This is a genomic window from Streptococcus sp. CF8-6, from assembly GCF_024295845.1.
Lineage (GTDB): Bacteria > Bacillota > Bacilli > Lactobacillales > Streptococcaceae > Streptococcus > Streptococcus oralis_BO.
Window position 1 is genome coordinate 142,019 of the sequence record NZ_JANCOF010000003.1, and the last position, 22,242, is coordinate 164,260.

At 42.2% G+C, this 22,242-nt stretch carries 22 protein-coding genes; all 22 read left to right on the forward strand.

What is annotated here, in order from left to right; all coding sequences use genetic code 11:
* Positions 1–86 precede the first annotated feature (86 nt).
* The 22 genes from NML69_RS05840 (at position 87) to NML69_RS05945 (ending at position 22,241) form a co-directional block, all read left to right on the forward strand.
* Positions 87–1,367 carry an O-acetylhomoserine aminocarboxypropyltransferase/cysteine synthase family protein gene (locus tag NML69_RS05840; RefSeq protein ID WP_254725866.1) on the forward strand — a complete coding sequence of 427 codons (1,281 nt, stop codon included), beginning with the start codon at positions 87–89 and terminating at the stop codon, positions 1,365–1,367.
* A gap of 94 nt (positions 1,368–1,461) precedes the next feature.
* Positions 1,462–2,736, forward strand: a complete 1,275-nt coding sequence (locus NML69_RS05845; RefSeq protein ID WP_254725614.1) for a DUF2130 domain-containing protein — start codon at positions 1,462–1,464, stop codon at positions 2,734–2,736.
* 11 nt (positions 2,737–2,747) lie between these two features.
* Positions 2,748–3,554 carry an alpha/beta fold hydrolase gene (locus tag NML69_RS05850; RefSeq protein WP_254725616.1) on the forward strand — a complete coding sequence of 269 codons (807 nt, stop codon included), beginning with the start codon at positions 2,748–2,750 and terminating at the stop codon, positions 3,552–3,554.
* A 3-nt stretch (positions 3,555–3,557) separates the two neighbouring features.
* Entirely contained in the window at positions 3,558–4,436 is an 879-nt protein-coding gene (gene truB / locus NML69_RS05855) for a tRNA pseudouridine(55) synthase TruB (protein WP_254725618.1), read from the forward strand.
* Positions 4,437–4,548: 112 nt separating this feature from the next.
* Positions 4,549–5,187, forward strand: a complete 639-nt coding sequence (gene udk / locus NML69_RS05860) for a uridine kinase (protein WP_254725620.1) — start codon at positions 4,549–4,551, stop codon at positions 5,185–5,187.
* A gap of 128 nt (positions 5,188–5,315) precedes the next feature.
* Entirely contained in the window at positions 5,316–6,656 is a 1,341-nt protein-coding gene (gene xseA / locus NML69_RS05865) for an exodeoxyribonuclease VII large subunit (protein WP_254725622.1), read from the forward strand.
* Positions 6,634–6,846: an exodeoxyribonuclease VII small subunit gene (locus NML69_RS05870; protein ID WP_000043226.1), complete on the forward strand. Its 213-nt coding sequence runs from the start codon at positions 6,634–6,636 to the stop codon at positions 6,844–6,846. Before xseA ends, NML69_RS05870 begins: the two co-directional genes overlap by 23 nt.
* Positions 6,843–7,718 carry a polyprenyl synthetase family protein gene (locus tag NML69_RS05875; protein ID WP_254725624.1) on the forward strand — a complete coding sequence of 292 codons (876 nt, stop codon included), beginning with the start codon at positions 6,843–6,845 and terminating at the stop codon, positions 7,716–7,718. The genes NML69_RS05870 and NML69_RS05875 overlap by 4 nt, the downstream gene beginning before the upstream one ends.
* Entirely contained in the window at positions 7,711–8,526 is an 816-nt protein-coding gene (locus NML69_RS05880; RefSeq protein ID WP_254725626.1) for a TlyA family RNA methyltransferase, read from the forward strand. Before NML69_RS05875 ends, NML69_RS05880 begins: the two co-directional genes overlap by 8 nt.
* Positions 8,519–8,950: an arginine repressor gene (locus NML69_RS05885; RefSeq protein WP_001034394.1), complete on the forward strand. Its 432-nt coding sequence runs from the start codon at positions 8,519–8,521 to the stop codon at positions 8,948–8,950. The genes NML69_RS05880 and NML69_RS05885 overlap by 8 nt, the downstream gene beginning before the upstream one ends.
* Positions 8,951–8,956: 6 nt before the next feature.
* The gene (gene recN / locus NML69_RS05890) at positions 8,957–10,624 is read left to right on the forward strand and encodes a DNA repair protein RecN (protein WP_254725628.1); all 1,668 of its coding nucleotides are present in this window, start codon (positions 8,957–8,959) and stop codon (positions 10,622–10,624) included.
* Positions 10,625–11,353, forward strand: a complete 729-nt coding sequence (locus NML69_RS05895; protein ID WP_254725630.1) for a metallophosphoesterase family protein — start codon at positions 10,625–10,627, stop codon at positions 11,351–11,353. It begins immediately after the preceding gene.
* Between the two features lie 78 nt (positions 11,354–11,431).
* Positions 11,432–13,255, forward strand: coding sequence for a translation elongation factor 4 (gene lepA / locus NML69_RS05900; RefSeq protein WP_084945161.1), 1,824 nt, complete (start codon positions 11,432–11,434; stop codon positions 13,253–13,255).
* A 143-nt stretch (positions 13,256–13,398) separates the two neighbouring features.
* Entirely contained in the window at positions 13,399–14,022 is a 624-nt protein-coding gene (locus NML69_RS05905; RefSeq protein WP_254725631.1) for a hypothetical protein, read from the forward strand.
* 81 nt (positions 14,023–14,103) lie between these two features.
* Positions 14,104–14,952 (forward strand): DNA-processing protein DprA, encoded by an 849-nt coding sequence (dprA, locus tag NML69_RS05910; RefSeq protein WP_254725632.1) that lies wholly within the window; start codon positions 14,104–14,106, stop codon positions 14,950–14,952.
* A 117-nt stretch (positions 14,953–15,069) separates the two neighbouring features.
* Positions 15,070–17,157 carry a type I DNA topoisomerase gene (topA, locus tag NML69_RS05915; RefSeq protein WP_254725634.1) on the forward strand — a complete coding sequence of 696 codons (2,088 nt, stop codon included), beginning with the start codon at positions 15,070–15,072 and terminating at the stop codon, positions 17,155–17,157.
* A gap of 106 nt (positions 17,158–17,263) precedes the next feature.
* A complete protein-coding gene (locus tag NML69_RS05920; protein ID WP_254725636.1) occupies positions 17,264–17,620 on the forward strand; it encodes a YbaN family protein in 357 nt (118 codons plus the stop codon).
* 96 nt (positions 17,621–17,716) lie between these two features.
* Complete coding sequence (locus NML69_RS05925; RefSeq protein WP_254725638.1) at positions 17,717–18,349, forward strand: copper homeostasis protein CutC; 633 nt, start codon at positions 17,717–17,719, stop codon at positions 18,347–18,349.
* A 43-nt stretch (positions 18,350–18,392) separates the two neighbouring features.
* The gene (locus tag NML69_RS05930) at positions 18,393–19,049 is read left to right on the forward strand and encodes an MmcQ/YjbR family DNA-binding protein (RefSeq protein WP_254725640.1); all 657 of its coding nucleotides are present in this window, start codon (positions 18,393–18,395) and stop codon (positions 19,047–19,049) included.
* Between the two features lie 314 nt (positions 19,050–19,363).
* Positions 19,364–20,926, forward strand: coding sequence for a 2-isopropylmalate synthase (locus NML69_RS05935; RefSeq protein ID WP_254725642.1), 1,563 nt, complete (start codon positions 19,364–19,366; stop codon positions 20,924–20,926).
* Between the two features lie 11 nt (positions 20,927–20,937).
* On the forward strand, positions 20,938–21,975 hold the full coding sequence (gene leuB, locus NML69_RS05940) for a 3-isopropylmalate dehydrogenase (protein ID WP_254725644.1): 1,038 nt from the start codon (positions 20,938–20,940) through the stop codon (positions 21,973–21,975).
* Complete coding sequence (locus tag NML69_RS05945; protein ID WP_254725646.1) at positions 21,972–22,241, forward strand: DUF1294 domain-containing protein; 270 nt, start codon at positions 21,972–21,974, stop codon at positions 22,239–22,241. Before leuB ends, NML69_RS05945 begins: the two co-directional genes overlap by 4 nt.
* The last annotated feature ends 1 nt before the right edge of the window (position 22,242 follow it).

Below are 22,242 nucleotides of genomic sequence, written 5' to 3' on the forward strand. Positions count from 1 at the left end.
TATATCAAAATATAGAAAAACGGTATTGGAAAAGACTAGCCCAAGATGATACAATATCCCTAATGAAGCTATTTGGAGGTCGTCATATGACTCGTGATTTTAAATTTGAAACCCTACAATTACATGCTGGGCAAGTAGTTGATCCGGCAACTAAGTCTCGTGCAGTACCGATTTATCAAACAACATCCTTCGTTTTTGATGACACGCAAGAAGGTGCCGACCTGTTTGCCTTGAGAAAACCAGGGAATATCTATACTCGTATTACCAACCCTACAACAGCGGCATTTGAAGAAAGAATCGCTGCTCTTGAGGGTGGTGTTGGAGCACTAGCGACAGCATCAGGGATGGCTGCTGTAACCTACACTATTTTGGCGCTTGCTCACGCAGGTGACCATGTGGTGGCTGCGTCAACTATTTACGGTGGGACCTTCAACCTCTTGAAGGAAACCCTTCCTCGTTATGGAATCACAACTACCTTTGTAGATGTGGATAATTTGGAGGAAGTTGAAGCAGCTATCGGTGACAATACCAAACTTGTCTTGATTGAAACCTTAGGGAATCCCTTGATTAACATTCCCGACTTGGAAAAATTAGCTGAGATTGCGCATAAACACCAGATTCCACTTGTTTCGGACAACACCTTTGCCACACCATATTTGATTAACGTCTTCTCTCACGGTGTAGATATTTCCATTCACTCAGCAACTAAGTTTATCGGTGGACATGGTACGACTATTGGAGGAGTGATTGTCGATAGCGGTCGTTTTGACTGGGCAGCTTCAGGGAAGTTCCCTCAATTTGTTGAGGAAGACCCAAGCTACCATAACTTGAGCTATACTCGTGACGTGGGTGCTGCAGCCTTTATTATCGCTGTTCGTGTTCAATTGCTTCGTGATACAGGTGCGGCCTTGTCGCCATTTAATGCCTTCCTCTTGCTCCAAGGTCTCGAAACTCTCTCTCTTCGTGTTGAACGTCATGTGCAAAATGCAGAGAAAATTGTTGATTTCCTTGTCAACCATCCTAAGGTAGAAAAAGTTAACTATCCAAAACTAGCTGACAGTCCATACCATTCCTTGGCTGAGAAATATTTGCCAAAAGGTGTTGGTTCAATCTTTACCTTCCATGTTAAAGGTGGAGAGACAGAGGCTCGCAAGGTGATTGATAATTTGGAAATCTTCTCTGACCTTGCAAACGTAGCAGATGCCAAATCGCTTGTTGTCCATCCAGCGACAACCACTCACGGTCAGTTGTCAGAAAAAGATCTAGAAGCAGCAGGTGTCACACCAAACCAAATCCGCTTGTCTATCGGTCTTGAAAATGTAGAGGATTTGATTGAAGATTTGCGTTTGGCCTTGGAAAAAATTTAAAGTAAAAGATATAAACAGTGGGTTTCGACTCGCTGTTTTTGATTTTCCCTCAGGCATGATATAATGGATACAGAAGTCTAGAAAGAGGAAAGTTATGAACGAAATCAAATGTCCCAACTGTGGGGAAGTCTTTACAGTAAATGAAAGTCAGTATGCCGAACTTTTATCCCAAGTGAGAACGGCTGAGTTTGATAAGGAATTGCACGATCGAATGAAGCAGGAGCTGGCCTTGGCTGAACAAAAGGCTATGAATGAGCAACAGTCTAAACTGGCTCAGAAGGATCAAGAAATTGCGCAATTGCAGAGTCAAATCCAAAACTTTGATACAGAGAAAGAGTTGGCCAAGAAAGAAGTTGAACAGACAAGCCACCAGGCCTTATTAGCAAAGGACAAGGAAGTGCAGGTCTTGGAAAACCAACTGGCCACCTTGCGTTTGGAGCATGAAAATCAACTGCAAAAGACCCTTTCTGACCTAGAAAAAGAACGGGATCAAGTTAAAAATCAGCTTCTCTTGCAAGAAAAGGAAAATGAGTTGTCTTTGGCTTCTGTTAAGCAGAATTACGAAGCCCAGCTCAAGGCTGCTAGTGAACAAGTCGAATTTTACAAGAATTTCAAAGCCCAACAATCTACAAAAGCTATCGGGGAAAGTCTGGAACAGTATGCGGAGAGTGAGTTCAATAAGGTTCGCAGTTTTGCCTTTCCAAATGCCTACTTTGAGAAGGATAATAAGGTTTCTGCGCGTGGGTCTAAGGGGGACTTTATCTTCCGTGATTTTGATGAAAATGGTCTAGAATTCATTTCCATCATGTTTGAAATGAAAAACGAAGCGGATGGGACGGAGAAGAAGCATAAGAATGCAGATTTTTACAAGGAATTGGACAAGGACCGTCGGGAAAAGAACTGTGAATATGCCGTTTTGGTGACTATGCTTGAGGCGGATAATGACTACTTTAACACAGGGATTGTCGATGTCAGTCACGAGCATGAAAAGATGTATGTGGTTCGTCCCCAGTTCTTTATCCAGTTAATTGGTCTCTTACGAAATGCTGCACTTAATTCCCTAAAATACAAGCAGGAGTTAGCGCTTGTTCGGGAGCAGAATATCGATATTACGCATTTTGAGGAAGATTTGGATGCCTTCAAAGTAGCTTTTGCCAAAAACTACAACTCTGCTTCGACCAACTTTGGTAAAGCAATCGATGAAATCGACAAGGCCATCAAACGAATGGAAGAGGTCAAGAAATTCCTAACCACATCCGAAAACCAACTCCGCCTCGCTAATAACAAGTTGGAAGATGTTTCAGTAAAAAAATTGACCCGAAAAAACCCAACTATGAAAGCGAAGTTTGAAGCGCTGAAGGGCGAGTGAGGAAGAAAATAATGTTTTACTCTTCGAAAAATAAGGTCCTTCAACTATATCAAAAACACATGGATTATGTGACCTTTGGTAAAGGAAAGAAGTCTCTTGTTATCATACCAGGGTTGGGGGATGGATTACAGACAGTTAAGGGCATGGCTCAAATGCTAGCTTCAACTTACCGAGAATTTGCCAAGGTTTATAAAGTTTATGTTTTTAGTCGCATCAATAAGTTGCCAGAAAATTATACAACACGAAATATGGCTGCTGATGTAGCGGAAGCTATGGATGTATTGAATTTAAAAAGTTCTGTCGTCATGGGGATTTCCCAAGGTGGTATGATTGCTCAATGGGTAGCTGTAGATTTTCCAGAAAAGGTTGAAAGTTTGATTTTGGCTGTTACTACTGCAAAACTAAGTGAGCTTGGTAGGGAGCGGATTAGACGCTGGCTAAGCCTGAGTCAAATAGGGACTTATAAAGAACTGATGGTTGATATTGCTAGTCACTCTTACACAACTAAATCCTTCGGAAAATTCAAATACCTTTATCGAATAATGGGAATTTTTGGCCGTATTAAAGATAAACAACGCATTGCTATTCAGGCTGTATCTTGTTTGAAACACGATAGCCTAACCATTTTGGAAAAAATAAACTGTTCTACGCTAATCATTGGAGCAGAAAAGGATGATGTTCTAGGCGTAGAAGCTTCACTTGAATTGCATCAGCATATCAAAGATAGCCAGCTCACTATTTTGCCAGAGTGCGGCCATGCACTTTATGAGCAGAATAAGGATTTCCAAAAGAGAGTTTTAGTATTTTTAGAAAGTTAATGAATGAACGGTATTATCAACTTAAAAAAAGAAGCGGGGATGACCTCGCATGACGCGGTTTTTAAACTGCGTAAGATATTAGGGACAAAGAAAATCGGTCATGGTGGGACCTTAGATCCTGATGTAGTAGGTGTTTTACCTATTGCGGTTGGTAAGGCGACACGCATGGTCGAATTTATGCAGGATGAGGGTAAGGTCTATGAGGGGGAGATCACTCTTGGTTATTCAACGACGACTGAGGATGCCAGTGGAGAAGTGGTCGCAGAGACACCTGTTTTGTCGCCCTTGGATGAAACCATTGTCGATGAAGCGATTGCTAGTTTGACTGGGCCTATTACTCAGATTCCGCCTATGTACTCGGCTGTCAAGGTCAATGGTCGTAAGCTCTATGAGTATGCACGTGCAGGTCAGGAAGTGGAGCGTCCAGAACGTCAGGTGACCATTTATCAATTTGAGAGGACGAGTCCGATTTCTTATGAGGGCGAACTTGCAAGTTTCACTTTTCGTGTAAAATGCAGTAAGGGAACTTATATCCGTACCTTGTCAGTTGATTTGGGAGAGAAGCTTGGTTACGCGGCCCATATGTCCCATCTGATTCGAACGAGTGCTGCAGGTTTGCAGCTAGAAGATGCTCTTGCCTTGGACGAAATTACTGCAAAAGTGGAGGCTGGGCAACTGGACTTTCTCCATCCTCTAGAGATTGGTACGGGGGACCTTGTCAAAGTTTTCCTAACTCCAGAACAAGCTACAGAAGTGCGCTTTGGTCGTTTTATCGAGTTAGAACAAACAGACAAAGAATTGGCTGCCTTTGAAGGTGATAAATTGCTTGCCATTTTAGAAAAAAGGGACAATTTCTACAAACCAAGGAAAGTTTTTAGCTAGTTTAACTAGAGTGTGGGGATGGAATCGTTTCCCCCTAGACTATCCAAATCAGACTATAAATTTTGCAAAAAATATGATAGAATAGACGACGGATAAAAAAACGGAGGATAGCATGCAAAATAGACCAATCATTATCGGAGTGACAGGTGGTTCTGGTGGTGGTAAAACCAGTGTTTCAAGAGCCATTTTATCTCATTTTCCTGATGAAAAGATTTCCATGATTGAGCATGATTCTTACTACAAGGATCAGTCTCACTTGACCTTTGAAGAGCGTGTCAAAACCAACTACGACCATCCCTTTGCCTTTGATACAGATTTGATGATCGAGCAGATTAAGGAATTGTTGGCAGGGTGCCCAGTGGACATTCCAACTTATGACTATACAGCGCATACACGGAGTAGCAAGACCTATCGTCAGGAGCCTCAGGATGTCTTTATCGTTGAGGGGATTCTGGTCTTGGAGGACAAGCGTCTGCGCGATTTGATGGATATCAAGATTTTTGTGGATACAGATGATGATGTGCGCATTATTCGTCGGATCAAGCGTGATATGGAGGAGCGTGGCCGTAGTCTAGATAGCGTTATTGATCAGTATTTGGGTGTGGTCAAACCCATGTACCACCAGTTTATCGAGCCGACTAAGCGTTATGCCGATATCGTCATTCCTGAAGGGGTCAGCAATACAGTTGCTATCGATCTTTTGACCACCAAGATTGCAAAGATTTTGGAAGAAGCACGAAATAGCAAATAATCAGATGAGGAGGCCTAGCCTCCTTTTTCTATTTTTCCTTTAGTTTCAGTAGGAAAAAGGTGATTTTTAAGCATGTTTTTGGTATAATAATACCCATGGAAAAGCAAGAAAATGAATAGTAGGTGGAGATGGAAAAGTATTTATCGGTAACAACTTTGACCAAGTATCTGAAAATGAAATTCGATAAAGACCCTTACTTGGAACGGGTCTATTTAACTGGTCAAGTTTCCAACTTTCGTAAACGACCTACTCACCAATATTTCTCCTTAAAAGATGATCATGCAGTCATTCAAGCGACCATCTGGTCTGGGATTTATCAAAAATTAGGTTTCGACCTGAAAGAAGGTATGAAGATCAATGTAATTGGGCGTGTGCAGGTTTATGAACCCAGTGGGAGCTACTCTATTATCATTGAAAAGGCTGAGCCTGATGGGGTTGGGGCGCTCGCGATTCAGTTTGAACAACTCAAGAAAAAATTGACAGAAGAAGGCCTGTTTCAAGAACGCTTCAAGCAATCTCTTCCCCAATTTTCTAAGAGAATCGGTGTGGTAACCAGTCGCAGTGGAGCTGTTATTCGAGATATCATCACGACCGTCAGCAGACGTTTTCCTGGTGTCGACATTCTTCTCTATCCGACAAAAGTACAAGGTGATGGAGCTGCGGAGGAAATTGCTCGAAATATTGCGCGTGCCAATCAACGTGAGGACATAGATGTTCTCATCATTGGTCGTGGTGGTGGTTCCATCGAGGATCTCTGGGCCTTTAACGAAGAAATTGTGGTACGGGCTATTTTTGAATCCCGTTTGCCAGTTATTTCTAGTGTTGGTCATGAGACGGATGTGACCTTGGCGGATTTTGTGGCAGATAGACGGGCTGCGACGCCAACAGCTGCAGCTGAACTGGCTACGCCTGTGACTAAGTTGGATGTGTTAACCCATTTGCAAAATCAGGAAAAGCGGATGGCAACAGCAGTTCAGAATGTCCTGTCAAGAAAAAAAGAAGCTCTGAAAAAATGCAGTCAGTCAGTCATCTTTAGACAGCCAGAGCGTTTGTATGATGGTTATTTACAACGGTTAGATCAACTGCAACTGCGATTAAAACAAAGTTTGCGAACACGGATTTCTGATAATAAACAGCTAGTCCAAGCAAGAACGCATCAACTAGTCCAATTATCACCTGTTACCAAAATCCAGCGTTATCAAGACCGTCTAGGTCAGTTGGACAAGCTCCTACGCAGCCAAATGGCGCTAGTTTATGATGCCAAGGTTGCTGAAGTGAAGCGACTTTCAGAAGCCTTGTTGATGTTGGATACTAGTCGAATAGTGGCGCGTGGCTATGCAATTGTCAAAAAAGAAGAGTCCGTAGTCGATTCTGTTGAGAAGTTGAAGAAAAAAGACCAAGTGACGCTTTTGATGCGAGATGGTCAAGTAGAATTAGAGGTTAAAGATGTCAAAACAAAAGAAATTTGAGGAAAATCTAGCCGAACTGGAGACCATTGTCCAAAGTTTGGAAAATGGTGAAATTGCTTTGGAAGATGCAATTGCTGCCTTTCAAAAGGGCATGGTCTTGTCAAAAGAGCTCCAAGCTACGCTGGACAAGGCTGAAAAGACCTTGGTTAAGGTCATGCAAGAAGACGGAACAGAAAGTGATTTCGAATGAAGAAGCAAGAAAAATTAGCTCTTGTCGAGTCGGCTTTGGAAAATTTTTATGGAGACCAGCAGTTTGCATCTAGTTTACGAGAAGCTGTTCTCTATTCCATTCATGCTGGTGGTAAGAGAATTCGGCCTTTTCTCTTGCTAGAGGTTCTGGAAGCCTTGCAAGTAGTTATCCAACCAGCACATGCTCAAGTAGCCGCGGCCTTGGAAATGATTCATACAGGGAGCTTGATTCACGATGATCTTCCTGCCATGGATGATGATGATTACCGTCGTGGTCGGTTGACCAATCATAAGAAATTTGGCGAAGCGATGGCAATATTGGCAGGAGATGCTTTGTTCTTAGATCCCTATGCCTTGATAGCGCAGGCAGATTTGCCAAGTCAGATCAAGGTGGACTTGATTGTCAACTTATCCCTTGCTTCAGGAAGTCTGGGAATGGTTGCAGGGCAGGTTTTAGATATGGAAGGTGAACACCAACATTTGTCTTTGGAAGAACTTCAGACCATTCATGCTAATAAAACAGGTAAGTTACTTGCCTATCCTTTCCAAGCAGCTGCTATCATAGCTGAATTAGCACCAGAAATCCAAGCAAAACTGAAAACGGTTGGTGAATTGATTGGGCTGGCCTTTCAAGTTCGAGATGATGTGCTGGATGTGACAGCTAGTTTTGAGGAAATCGGCAAGACTCCACAAAAGGATTTGCAGGCAGAAAAGTCAACCTATCCTGCCTTGTTGGGCTTGGAAGAGGCCATTGCCTTTTGTAACCAAACTCTGGATCAAGCCAAGGCTAAATTAGAAGAAATTACCCAGCAGGTTCCCTTTGAAACAGAATCGATTGTGAAAGTAGTAGAAAGTTTGAGAATCAATGGCTAAGGAAAGAGTGGATGTACTAGCTTATAAACAGGGCTTGTTTGAAACGCGAGAACAGGCCAAGCGCGGTGTCATGGCTGGTCTAGTCGTAGCAGTCCTGAATGGAGAACGCTTTGACAAACCAGGAGAGAAAATCCCAGATGACACTGAGCTAAAACTCAAGGGTGAAAAACTCAAGTATGTCAGTCGAGGTGGTCTAAAACTAGAGAAGGCCTTGGAGGTCTTTGATTTGTCAGTCGAGGGAGCAACCACGATTGATATTGGGGCTTCCACTGGAGGATTTACTGATGTCATGTTGCAAAATGGTGCTGAGTTAGTCTTTGCAGTCGATGTCGGTACCAATCAGTTGGCTTGGAAATTGCGCCAAGACCCACGGGTTGTCAGCATGGAGCAGTTTAATTTTCGTTATGCTGAAAAGACTGACTTTGAGCAGGAACCGAGCTTTGCCAGTATTGATGTGAGTTTCATTTCCCTCAGTCTGATTTTACCTGCCTTGCACCGTGTCTTGGCAGATCAAGGGCAGGTGGTGGCTCTGGTTAAGCCCCAGTTTGAAGCAGGTCGTGAGCAGATTGGAAAGAATGGAATCATTCGAGATGCCAAGGTTCATCAAACTGTCCTTGAATCTTTCACTGCTATGGCAGTTGAACAAGGTTTTTCAGTGCTTGGATTAGACTATTCACCAATCCAAGGTGGACATGGAAACATCGAATTTCTGGCATATTTGAAAAAGGAAGAGGGAGCAAGTAACCAAGTTGCTTCTGAAATAGAAAAAGTTGTAGAGAGAGCACATAGAGAATTTAAAGATGAATAAAAAAGAGAGACTTGAAAAAATTAGAAGATTTGTTACGGATTATCAAATCGGGACTCAGGAAGAAATCGTTGAGCATTTGAAGGAAGCAGGTATTTCTGCTACGCAAGCCACTGTCTCAAGGGACATCAAGGAGCTTGGGATTGTTAAAATTCCTTTGAAGAACAACACCTATATCTATGAGTTGCCAAAATCTGTCGTCAAAAGTTTGCAGTTGGCTGAGGACAACATTGTGAGTTCTGAGTTAATGGGAAATATGATCAACCTTGCTGTCATTCCTGGAAATACTATTTTTGTGAAGAGTCAGTTGGTTGAGGCATTCTCTGAACAGATTTTTAGCTGTCTAGCTGATGATGATTCTATCTTAATTGTAGCTAGAACAGCAGAGGCGGCTGAAGAAATTGTTGAACAAGTCAAAAAATGGTAGGTCGGTATGTTACTTGAAATTTCGATAAAAAACTTTGCCATTATTGAGGCGATTTCCCTCAATTTTGAAAAGGGTATGACTGTTTTGACTGGGGAAACGGGTGCCGGAAAGTCTATCATTATTGACGCTATGAATCTTATGTTGGGGGCTCGTGCAACAACAGACGTTATTCGTCACGGTGCGCCAAAGGCAGAGATTGAGGGGCTTTTTTCGGTTGAAAATAGTCGCCTTTTACAGGAAATTTTTGAAGAGCAAGGTTTGGAAATGGGTGATGAGATTATCATCCGCCGGGAAATTCTGCAAAATGGTCGTAGTGTTAGTCGCGTGAATGGCCAGATGGTCAATCTTTCTGTCTTGCGTGCTATTGGGCAACACCTTGTGGATATCCATGGTCAGCATGACCAAGAAGAGTTAATGCGTCCTCAACTGCACATCCAGATGTTGGATGAGTTTGGTGATGCTGCTTTCTTGGACTTGAAGGAGACCTATCAGACGAGCTTTGATGCCTATCGCAAAATGCGCAAGCAGGTTTTGGAAGTCAAGAAAAACCAACAGGAACATAAGGCACGTATCGAAATGTTGGAATTTCAAATGGCAGAGATTGAGGCTGCAAACTTGCAGGCTGGTGAAGACTTGGCTCTCAACCAAGAACGAGATAAACTCCTCAATCATAAAAATATTGCAGATACCCTAACCAATGCCTACAGTATGCTGGACAATGAGGAATTCTCCAGTCTTGCTAATGTCCGTTCGGCCATGAATGACATGGAAAGTGTCGAAGAATATGACCCTGAATACCGTGAAATTTCAAGTTCTCTATCAGAAACATACTATGTTTTAGAAGATATTACCAAGCGTTTAGAAGATATTATTGAGGATTTGGATTTTTATGGCAATCGCCTCATGCAGGTTGAAAATCGCTTAGACCTTATAAATACTATTACCCGCAAGTATGGTGGAACTGTGGACGACGTTTTGCTTTATTTTGCCAAGATTACGGATGAGTACAATCTCTTGACGGGTAATAACCTTTCTTCTGAAGACATGGAAGCAGAGCTCAAGAAATTGGAAGTTAATCTTGTCGATTTGGCAGGGCAACTTGCATCAGCTCGTCATGATTTGGCCCAGCAGCTTGAGGCTGAGATTAAACAAGAACTTCAGGATCTCTATATGGAGAAGGCACAGTTCCAGGTTCGCTTTAGCAAGGGCAAATTTAGTCGTGAGGGGAATGAAACAGTCGAGTTTTATATTTCCACCAACCCAGGTGAGGACTTTAAGCCTTTGGTCAAAGTTGCGTCCGGTGGGGAATTATCCCGTCTCATGTTGGCTATCAAGTCTGCCTTTTCTCGTAAAGAAGGCAAGACCAGTATTGTCTTTGATGAGGTGGATACGGGAGTTTCAGGTCGCGTGGCCCAAGCCATCGCACAGAAGATTCATAAGATAGGCCAGCATGGTCAGGTTCTTGCTATCTCTCACCTTCCACAAGTGATTGCCATCGCGGATTATCAATTCTTTATTGAGAAGATTAGCGATGAGCACTCAACGGTGTCGACGGTTCGCCTTTTGACTTTAGAAGAGCGAGTAGAGGAAGTAGCTAAAATGTTGGCTGGGCAAAATGTAACAGAGGCGGCCCTTACCCAAGCTAGAGAATTATTGCAAACGAGGGAGAAATAAATGACAGACTATTATGTAATTGGAGATGTTCACGGAAAAGCAGGTATGCTGGAAGACCTTCTCAAAACATGGGATGGTCACACCCAGTTGCTCTTTCTAGGGGATTTGATTGACCGTGGTGAAGACAGTCGCCGTGTTCTAGAAATGGTCAAAGACTTGGTCGACAATCAAGGAGCTATCTGTCTATCAGGAAACCACGAGTATATGTTTCTGACTTGGCTCGATGACCCAGAAGAAAGCTATGACCATTATCGTCGCAATGGTGGAGATACAACTATTAACTCTATTTTAGGTCGTCCCTTGGATGCACCAGTTGATGGCGTAGAAGATGCCAAGCGTGTTGCGACTGAAGCGGCAGACTTGGTCGAATTTATTCGTCAAATGCCATTTGTGGTGGAGACAGACAAGTATATCTTTGTTCATGCGGGTATTGACTTGACCTTGGATGATTGGCATGAAACCACAGATTATAAGAAAGTCTGGCTCAGAAAGCCATTCCACGAAGCTGAAAATCATACCGGGAAAACCATTGTCTTTGGGCATACACCGGTTTATGGTTTGCTCAAGCAAGACCGAGGTACAGCTGAGCTTTGGATAACAGAGGATGGCAAGATTGGCATGGATGGAGGAGCTGTCTATGGTGGTGTCCTTCATGGAATCGTCTTTACAGACCAAGGAATGACCGAACATCACTTTATCGAAAATGATGGTTTTATTGCCGAAGATTAGTACTCCTAGCAGGGTATGGTCTTGTCAAAATGTTAAAAACAATTTATAATTAATAGATACCCTGAAAGGAAGAGCATCATGAACTTAGAAGATTTGAAAAAACGACAGGAGAAGATTCGAAACTTCTCTATTATCGCCCATATTGACCATGGGAAATCAACCCTAGCAGACCGCATTTTGGAAAAGACAGAGACCGTTTCTAGTCGTGAAATGCAAGCCCAGCTTCTGGATAGTATGGATCTTGAGCGTGAACGTGGGATTACCATTAAACTCAATGCCATCGAGCTCAATTACACTGCAAAAGATGGAGAAACCTATATTTTCCACTTGATTGACACGCCAGGACACGTGGACTTTACCTATGAAGTGTCACGTTCATTAGCTGCCTGTGAAGGAGCGATTTTAGTGGTTGATGCTGCGCAAGGGATTGAAGCTCAAACACTTGCCAACGTTTATCTAGCCTTGGACAATGATTTGGAAATCTTGCCCGTCATTAACAAAATTGACCTGCCAGCTGCGGATCCAGAGCGCGTTCGTACAGAGATTGAAGATGTCATTGGACTGGATGCCAGCGAAGCAGTCTTAGCTTCAGCCAAAGCTGGTATTGGTATTGAAGAAATTCTTGAGCAGATCGTTGAAAAAGTGCCAGCTCCAACGGGTGATGTTGCAGCACCACTTAAGGCATTGATTTTCGACTCAGTTTATGATGCCTATCGTGGGGTTATCCTCCAAGTGCGTGTCATGGATGGAGTTGTCAAACCTGGCGATAAGATTCAGCTCATGAGCAATGGCAAGACCTTTGATGTGACGGAGGTCGGTATTTTCACGCCGAAAGCAGTTGGTCGTGATTTTCTTGCGACTGGTGACGTTGGTTATATTGCGGCTTCTATCAAGACAGTTCAAGACACGCGTGTCGGAGATACAGTGACCCTAGCAAGCAATCCTGCAGCAGAACCACTAGATGGATACAAGCAGATGAATCCTATGGTCTTTGCAGGTCTTTATCCAATCGAATCCAACAAGTACAATGACCTTCGTGAAGCCCTAGAAAAATTGCAACTCAACGATGCCAGCTTGCAGTTCGAACCAGAAACATCACAGGCCCTTGGATTTGGTTTCCGTTGTGGATTCCTTGGACTTCTCCATATGGATGTTATCCAAGAGCGTTTAGAGCGCGAGTTCAATATTGACCTCATCATGACAGCTCCGTCTGTTATCTATAAGGTTAACCAAACTGACGGTGAGTCTATGGATGTGTCTAACCCCTCTGAATTTCCAGATCCGACTAAGATCGCGACCATTGAAGAACCTTATGTCAAGGCGCAAATCATGGTACCGCAGGAGTTTGTCGGAGCGGTGATGGAACTGGCTCAGCGTAAGCGTGGGGACTTTGTGACCATGGATTATATTGATGATAATCGTGTCAATGTTATCTATCAAATACCACTTGCTGAAATTGTCTTTGACTTCTTTGATAAGCTCAAATCTTCGACGCGTGGTTATGCAAGCTTTGACTACGAATTATCAGAGTACCGCCCATCTAAGCTGGTCAAAATGGATATCCTTCTCAATGGAGACAAGGTGGACGCCCTCAGCTTTATCGTTCACAAGGATTTTGCCTACGAACGTGGGAAACTCATCGTGGATAAGCTCAAGAAAATCATCCCTCGTCAACAATTTGAGGTGCCAATTCAAGCAGCTATTGGGCACAAAATCGTGGCTCGTACTGATATCAAGGCCCTTCGTAAGAACGTACTTGCCAAGTGTTACGGTGGTGACGTTTCTCGTAAACGCAAACTCCTTGAAAAACAAAAAGCTGGTAAGAAACGGATGAAAGCTATCGGATCAGTAGAAGTCCCACAAGAAGCCTTCCTTAGCGTCTTAAGCATGGATGAAGAATAGAAATAAAATCAAAACTCTTGAAGATTTTTCAAGAGTTTTTGCTTTAAATGTGAGCTATAAAATCGTAAACTAACAGAATCGATTAGGTTAGAATTTGACAGAAGTCCCTTTTTTTCTTATAATGCAGATGGAAAGGTGGTAGGATGAAAAGATTATTAATTTTAGCTACTGTTGTTACTATTAGTGCTTTTTTAGCTTCATGCTCCAATAAATCGCAAACAGCAACCGAAGAAAGTTCGACTGAGGTTGTTAGGTCTTCTAGCAGTCAGGAAACGAGTAGCTCTAGTTCTGCCGTTTCTGAAGCGAAAAAGGAAGAGACGCAAATCATCGGTTCGAATGAATATGGATTTGTCAAGGTACCCAAATCATGGGTTCGATTCCATGAAGTAGAAGGTGGAAATGATATACAGTATAGTGATGGAACAGATATCAACATTGTTACGCTGAATACCTTTAAGGCTGAGCAGTTCAATATCAGCGAAGAAGAATATGCTAAACTGGATGTTGTGACTGTCTCATCTAGTATTTTAACTTCCAAAGAACAAAGCTCTGATTTCAGTAAGGTCTGGGGTTCCAAATCGACCATTGGAGGTTATGAAGCCTATGTTGTCAATGCAATTGCTAAGTCAGGAAAATACCTCGTTACCTGGGTTTTCCGATCAAATGATGGTAAAATCCGCTATGTTTCACTTGAAGGGGATGGGGAAACTTTAAAAACAATCTTACCGATGGTTGAAAGTAGCTGGTCAACTACTAAATCTGAATAAATGAAAAAAAGAAGATCCTTGGTCTTCTTTTTATTTTTTTTACGAATAGATAGATGAGTAGAAAAAGAAATGGAGTTGTATATGAAGATCACAAACTATGAGATTTACAAATTGAGAAAAGCCGGGCTGACCAATCAACAAATTTTAACTGTTCTTGAATACGACGAGACTGTAGATCAGGAGCTCTTGCTAGGTGATATTGCAGAAATTTCAGGATGTCGTAATCCTGCTGTCTTTATGGAACGCTATTTCCAGATAGATGATACACAGTTGGAGAAGGAGTTCCAAAAATTTCCATCCTTCTCGATTCTTGATGACTGTTATCCTTGGGATTTGAGTGAGATTTATGATGCCCCAGCGCTCTTGTTTTATAAAGGAAATCTAGACTTGTTGAAATTTCCAAAGGTTGCTGTTGTAGGGAGTCGTTCATGTTCTAGTCAGGGAGCAAAGTCGGTTCAGAAAGTCATTCAAGGTTTGGAAAACGAGTTAATCGTAGTCAGTGGTTTAGCTAAAGGAATTGATACCGCTACCCACATGGCTGCACTCCAGAATGGAGGAAGAACAATTGCAGTGATTGGCACAGGATTGGATGTTTTCTATCCCCGAGCCAATAAACGTTTGCAGGAACACATTGGCAATCACCATTTGGTACTTAGCGAGTACGGACCTGGTGAAGAGCCCTTGAAATTTCACTTTCCAGCTCGTAATCGCATCATTGCTGGACTATGTCGAGGAGTTATTGTAGCAGAGGCAAGAATGCGTTCAGGGAGTCTCATCACCTGTGAGCGAGCTATGGAGGAAGGTCGTGATGTCTTTGCTATTCCAGGGAACATTCTTGATGGCCATTCAGATGGCTGTCACCACCTGATCCAAGAGGGAGCAAAGCTGATTTCCAGTGGTCAAGATGTGTTGGCTGAGTTTGAATTTTAAGGAGAAATTTGTTCACTCAGATAAACTTTTCTTCTATATATAGGACTTAGGTCTTGACAGCTATAGAAAAATGGTTTACACTTTATAAAGTTTATTACTTTGAAAAGGTGTGATAGTGTGGCTACGGCAACAAAGAAGAAAAAATCAACAGTTAAAAAAAATCTAGTCATCGTAGAGTCGCCTGCCAAGGCGAAAACGATTGAGAAATATCTAGGCAGAAATTACAAAGTTTTAGCCAGTGTCGGGCATATCCGTGATTTGAAAAAATCCAGTATGTCAGTCGATATTGAAAATAATTATGAACCTCAGTATATCAATATCCGAGGAAAAGGTCCTCTCATCAATGACTTAAAAAAAGAAGCTAAAAAGGCCAATAAAGTCTTTCTAGCAAGTGACCCGGACCGTGAAGGAGAAGCGATTTCCTGGCATTTGGCTCACATTCTCAACTTGGATGAGAATGATGCCAACCGTGTAGTCTTTAATGAAATCACCAAAGACGCAGTAAAAAATGCCTTTAAAGAACCTCGCAAGATTGATATGGACTTGGTCGACGCCCAACAAGCTCGTCGAGTCTTAGACCGCTTGGTAGGGTATTCGATTTCGCCAATTTTGTGGAAAAAGGTCAAGAAGGGCTTATCAGCAGGACGCGTGCAGTCAGTTGCCCTTAAGCTCATCATTGACCGTGAAAATGAAATCAATGCCTTCCAACCGGAAGAATACTGGACAATTGATGGTGTTTTTAAGAAGGGAACCAAACAATTTCAGGCTTCTTTCTATGGTATGAATGGCAAAAAGATGAAATTGACCACTAATGAAGAAGTCAAAGAAGTCCTGTCCCATTTGACTAGTAAAGATTTCACAGTAGACCAGGTAGATAAGAAAGAACGCAAACGCAATGCGCCCCTACCGTATACGACTTCAACCATGCAAATGGATGCGGCTAACAAAATTAATTTCCGTACTCGAAAGACCATGATGGTGGCTCAACAGCTCTATGAAGGAATCAATATCGGATCAGGTGTGCAAGGTTTGATTACCTATATGCGTACTGACTCGACTCGTATCAGTCCTGTGGCTCAGAACGAAGCTGCAAGCTACATTAACGACCGTTTTGGTAGCAAGTATTCCAAGCATGGTAGCAAGGTCAAGAATGCCTCAGGTGCTCAGGATGCCCACGAAGCCATTCGTCCATCTAGTGTCTTTAACACACCTGAAAGCATCGCTAAGTACTTGGACAAAGACCAGCTCAAGCTCTATACCCTTATCTGGAACCGTTTTGTGGCCAGCCAGATGACGGGCGCTATCTTTGATACCATGGCTGTCAAACTCTCTCAAAATGGCGTTCAGTTTGCGGCAAATGGAAGCCAAGTTAAGTTTGATGGGTATCTTGCTATCTACAATGACTCTGACAAGAACAAGATGTTGCCAGATATGGTAGTAGGAGATGTGGTCAAGCAGGTCAATAGCAAGCCAGAACAACATTTTACTCAACCGCCAGCTCGCTATTCGGAAGCGACCCTTATCAAGACCTTGGAAGAAAATGGAGTTGGACGTCCGTCAACCTATGCTCCGACAATTGAAACCATCCAAAAACGCTACTACGTTCGTCTGGCAGCTAAACGCTTTGAACCGACAGAACTGGGAGAAATTGTTAATAAACTCATTGTTGAATATTTCCCAGATATCGTAAACGTTACCTTCACAGCTGAGATGGAAGGAAAACTAGATGATGTCGAAGTTGGAAAAGAGCAGTGGCAACGGGTCATTGATGAATTTTATAAACCATTCTCTAAAGAAGTGGCCAAGGCTGAATCCGAAATGGAAAAAATCCAGATCAAGGATGAGCCAGCTGGATTTGACTGTGAAGTTTGTGGCAGTCCAATGGTGATTAAGCTCGGTCGTTTTGGTAAATTCTATGCTTGTAGCAATTTCCCAGACTGTCGTCATACACAAGCAATTGTCAAAGAGATTGGTGTCGAGTGTCCAAGCTGTCATCAAGGACAAATCATTGAACGCAAAACCAAGCGCAATCGTATCTTTTATGGTTGCAATCGCTATCCAGAATGTGAATTTACTTCCTGGGATAAACCAATTGGCCGTGATTGTCCAAAATGCGGACACTTCCTTGTGGAGAAAAAGGTCCGTGGTGGTGGCAAGCAGGTTGTATGTAGTAATGGCGACTACGAAGAAGAGAAAATTAAATAAAATGTAGAGTCCTGAAAATAAATTTCAGGCTCTTTTTTGTTGAGGCTTGACAAATTTCCTCCTTGTATGCGAAACTAGAGGAAGAATAATTTATCTAGGAGAAATCATGCGTCTCATTTATCTCAGTATCGGCTTTATTTCACTGGCTTTAGCTGTTATTGGAGTTGTCCTACCCCTTTTGCCAACAACTCCCTTTCTTTTGTTAGCGATCGCTTGCTTTTCAAAATCTTCTAAGCGTTTTGAAGACTGGCTTTATCATACCAAGCTTTATCAGACCTATGTAGCTGATTTTCGAGAAACCAAGTCAATCGCGCGTGAACGAAAGAAAAAAATCATCGTATCTATCTATATCTTGATGGGGATTTCTATTTATTTTGCCCCTCTTTTGCCAGTCAAAATCGGTCTGGGAGCCTTGACTATCTTTATCACCTACTATCTCTTTAAAGTCATTCCTGACAAATAATAGATAAAAATAGTAGTTATTTGCCTTGATAAAAATAAAAGCATATTTAAAATAATATGATATAATAAATTTAAAGAAAACATCAAGGAGAATCAAATGATTTACGAATTTTGTGCTGAAAATGTGACCTTGCTTGAAAAAGCGATGCAGGCTGGAGCTCGTCGAATCGAACTTTGTGACAATCTAGCAGTAGGAGGAACAACACCCAGCTATGGAGTGACCAAGGCAGCGGTTGAACTGGCGGCTAACTACGACACCACCATTATGACCATGATTCGTCCCCGTGGTGGAGATTTTGTCTATACTGATCTTGAAATAGCAATCATGCTAGAAGACATTCGTTTGACTGCTCAGGCTAGAAGCCAAGGTGTTGTATTTGGGGCTTTAACTGCTGATAAGAAGTTGGATAAGGCTAATCTTGAAAAGTTGATTGCCACATCTAAAGGAATGGAAATTGTCTTTCACATGGCCTTTGATGAATTGAGTGATGAAGACCAGTTGGAAGCCATTGACTGGCTCAGCCAAGCCGGAGTCGCTCGTATCTTAACTCGTGCTGGTGTGTCTGGAGACTCGCTAGAGAAACGTTTCGCTCATTATCACAGAATTTTAGAACATGCTAAAGGTAAAATTGAAATTCTACCAGGTGGGGGGATTGACTTGGACAACCGTCAAACCTTTATCGACCAGCTGGGTGTGACACAATTGCATGGAACCAAGGTTGTCTTTTAAAAAATAGAAAGGAACTGCTAGCTTTTGGTAGCAGTTTTCACTTATGTTTGAAATTTTTAAATCCTATCAGTTTAATAAAGAAAATGCTCATGCCTATGGTTTTGTGGAAAATGGGGAAGTATGGACCTATAGTTGCCAGATTTTGCAGGGTGACTTTGTCATGACAGTCTCCATTACTACTGATAATGTGAGTTTTCAGGTCTTTGACCAGGAGACGGGTGACCTCTATCCTCAAGTACACATGGAAAGTATGCGGGGAAGTTTTGTCGGAAGTGTCCGTGAGGCTTGCTTGGAGATTCTCTACCAGATTCGGAAGGCTTGTTTTGATGTGCAGGATTTTATCTGTCCTCAGACTAAGCGTATCATGGCTCAAGTTCAGGAAAAGTATGGTAATCAGTTGGAGTATCTGTGGGAGAAATCGCCTGATACAGCTGTATTGCGTCATGAAGGTAATCAAAAGTGGTATGCTGTTGTGATGAGAATCCCATGGGATAAGCTGGAAAAGGGCAGAGAAGGGATAGTCGAAGCAGTCAACCTCAAACACGACCAAGTAGCTGATTTGCTTTCAAAAAAAGGCATTTATCCAGCCTTTCATATGAACAAACGCTACTGGCTTAGTCTGGCGCTTGATGATAGTTTGCAAGATGAAGAAGTGATAGAACTCATCGAAAGAAGTTGGAACTTGACTGTGAAAAAATAAGGAAAGTTACTTGAGTTTTCAAATACTTTCAATTAGCAAAATATTCTTTACTGAAGAAATTTTCAGAAAATAATGGATTTTTTCTTGACAAGTGCTTTTAGCTATGCTAAAATACTAAACAAGATATCAAACGAAGGAGAAAGTCAAACATGAAAACAGCTAAGTTTAATCAATTTGCTTTGTTGTTGAGGTACTCGGGCTAGTGCAAAAGCATTAGTCCTGTTTGGCTTACCAAGCGGGAGTAAATCAACATCTCGCTTGGGCTTCTGAGCGAGATGTTTTTTTAAAACCACATTTGGAAAAGGGGAAATCTTATGCGTAAAGTTGAATTTTTTGATACAAGCCTTCGTGATGGGGAACAAACACCTGGTGTTAACTTCTCAATAAAGGAAAAAGTTTCCATTGCAAGACAGCTGGAGAAATGGGGAATTTCTGTAATTGAAGCTGGTTTTCCGGCTGCTAGTCCAGATTCATTTATAGCTGTTCAAAAAATCGCTAGAGCCATGAAAAAAACAGCAGTGACAGGATTAGCTCGTTCTGTAAAATCTGATATTGATGCTTGTTATGAGGCGCTTAAGGATGCCAAGTATCCACAAATTCATGTCTTTATCGCTACCAGTCCGATTCACCGCAAGTATAAGCTCAATAAGAGCAAGGAAGAGATTTTAGAAGCTATCAAGGAACATGTTTCTTACGCACGTTCTAAGTTTGAAATCGTCGAATTCTCTCCTGAAGATGCGACTAGAACAGAGTTGGATTTCCTCTTGCAAGTCGTTCAAACAGCGGTCGATGCAGGTGCATCTTATATCAATATCCCTGACACAGTTGGCTTTACGACTCCAGAAGAGTTTGCACGTATCTTTGATTACTTGACTGAAAATATTAAATCAGATCATAAAGTTGTCTTTGGTGTCCACTGTCACGATGATCTCGGTATGGCAACTGCAAATACTTTGACAGCAATTAAACACGGTGCTGGACGTGTTCAGGGAACTATTAATGGTATCGGTGAACGCGCAGGTAATGTTGCTCTTGAAGAAGTAGCTGTTGCTTTGAAGATTCGTGAGGATTTCTTCCAAGCAACTAGTGATATTGTTTTGGATGAAACAATGAATACGTCTGAAATGGTTTCTCGCTTCTCTGGTATTCCAGTTCCTAAAAATAAGGCTGTCGTTGGTGGCAATGCCTTCTCTCACGAATCTGGTATTCACCAAGATGGAGTCCTTAAAAATCCTCTCACTTATGAGATCATCACACCTGAATTGGTCGGTGTTAAGAGTAATAGTCTTCCACTTGGAAAATTGTCTGGTCGCCATGCCTTTGTTGAAAAACTAAGAGAATTAGCCCTAGATTTTACAGAAGAGGATATCAAACCACTCTTTACTAAGTTTAAGTCTCTGGCAGACAAGAAACAAGAAATCACAGATGCAGATATTCGAGCTCTGGTAGCTGGAACCATGGTTGAAAATCCGGAAGGCTTCCACTTTGATGATTTGCAACTTCAAACCCATGCAGATAATGAGATTGAAGCGCTCGTTAGCCTAGCCAATATGGATGGTGAGAAGGTCGAATTTAATGCGACAGGGCAAGGTTCCGTTGAAGCAATTTTTAACGCTATCGATAAGTTCTTTAACCAATCTGTTCGCTTGGTGTCCTATACTATTGATGCTGTGACAGATGGAATTGATGCTCAAGCTCGTGTCTTGGTTACTGTTGAAAACAGAGATACAGAAACCATCTTTAACGCAGCAGGTCTCGATTTCGATGTATTGAAGGCTTCGGCTATTGCTTATATCAATGCCAATACTTTTGTTCAAAAAGAGAATGCAGGTGAGATGGGACATAGCGTTTCCTACCGAGACATGCCTAGTGTGTAAAGGAGAAGACTATGACAAAGAAAATAGTAGCTCTAGCAGGAGATGGAATCGGTCCAGAAATCATGGAAGCTGGTTTAGCGGTTCTGGAAGCTCTAGCTTCAAAAACAGGTTTTGACTATGAGATAGACAGATGCCCCTTTGGAGGTGCAGGTATTGATGCTGCAGGGCATCCCTTACCTGATGAAACTCTCAAGGCATGTAGAGAAGCAGATGCTATTCTCCTTGCAGCTATCGGTAGTCCCCAGTATGATGGGGCAGCGATTCGGCCTGAACAAGGCTTGTTAGCTCTTCGGAAGGAACTCAATCTCTATGCCAATATTCGCCCTGTTAAGATTTTTGACAGTCTCAAGCATTTGTCACCTCTCAAACCGGAACGAATTGCTGGTGTAGACTTTGTCGTGGTGCGTGAGTTGACAGGTGGAATTTACTTTGGGGATCATATCCTTGAAGAGCGAAAAGCGCGTGATATCAACGACTACAGCTATGAGGAAGTAGAGCGAATCATTCGCAAGGCATTTGAAATTGCAAGAAATCGGAGAAAAATCGTTACTAGTATCGATAAGCAAAATGTTCTAGCGACTTCAAAACTCTGGCGGAGAGTAGCTGAGGAAGTTGCTCAGGATTTCCCAGATGTAACCTTGGAACACCAGTTGGTGGACTCAGCTGCCATGCTCATGATTACCAATCCTGCTAAGTTTGATGTTATTGTAACGGAGAATCTCTTCGGAGATATTCTATCAGATGAATCAAGCGTTCTATCAGGCACACTTGGCGTCATGCCATCAGCTAGTCATTCTGAAAAAGGTCCAAGTCTTTATGAACCTATTCATGGTTCAGCGCCTGATATTGCAGGTCAAGGAATTGCCAATCCTATTTCCATGATTTTGTCAGTTGCCATGATGCTGAGAGACAGCTTTGGACGTTATGAGGATGCGGAGCGTATCGAGCGTGCTGTTGAAGCTAGTTTAGCGGCTGGCATTTTAACAAGAGATATTGGAGGAAAGGCTTCTACCAAGGAAATGACGGAAGCCATCATTGAAAGACTATGAAGATAAACGAAGGAGTCACTCTTACCCTCTTGATTTGGAATGTCATAATTTTCATCATTTATGGAATCGACAAATTCAAGGCAAGGAGAGGTGCTTGGCGCATCCCAGAGAAAATTCTCTTGACTATAGCACTTGTCTGTGGTGGTTTTGGTGCTTGGTTATCAGGAATCACCTTTCATCACAAGACTAGAAAATGGTATTTTAAAACGGTTTGGTTTCTCGGGATGGTGACCACATTAGTAGCCTTATATTTTATTTGGAGGTAAT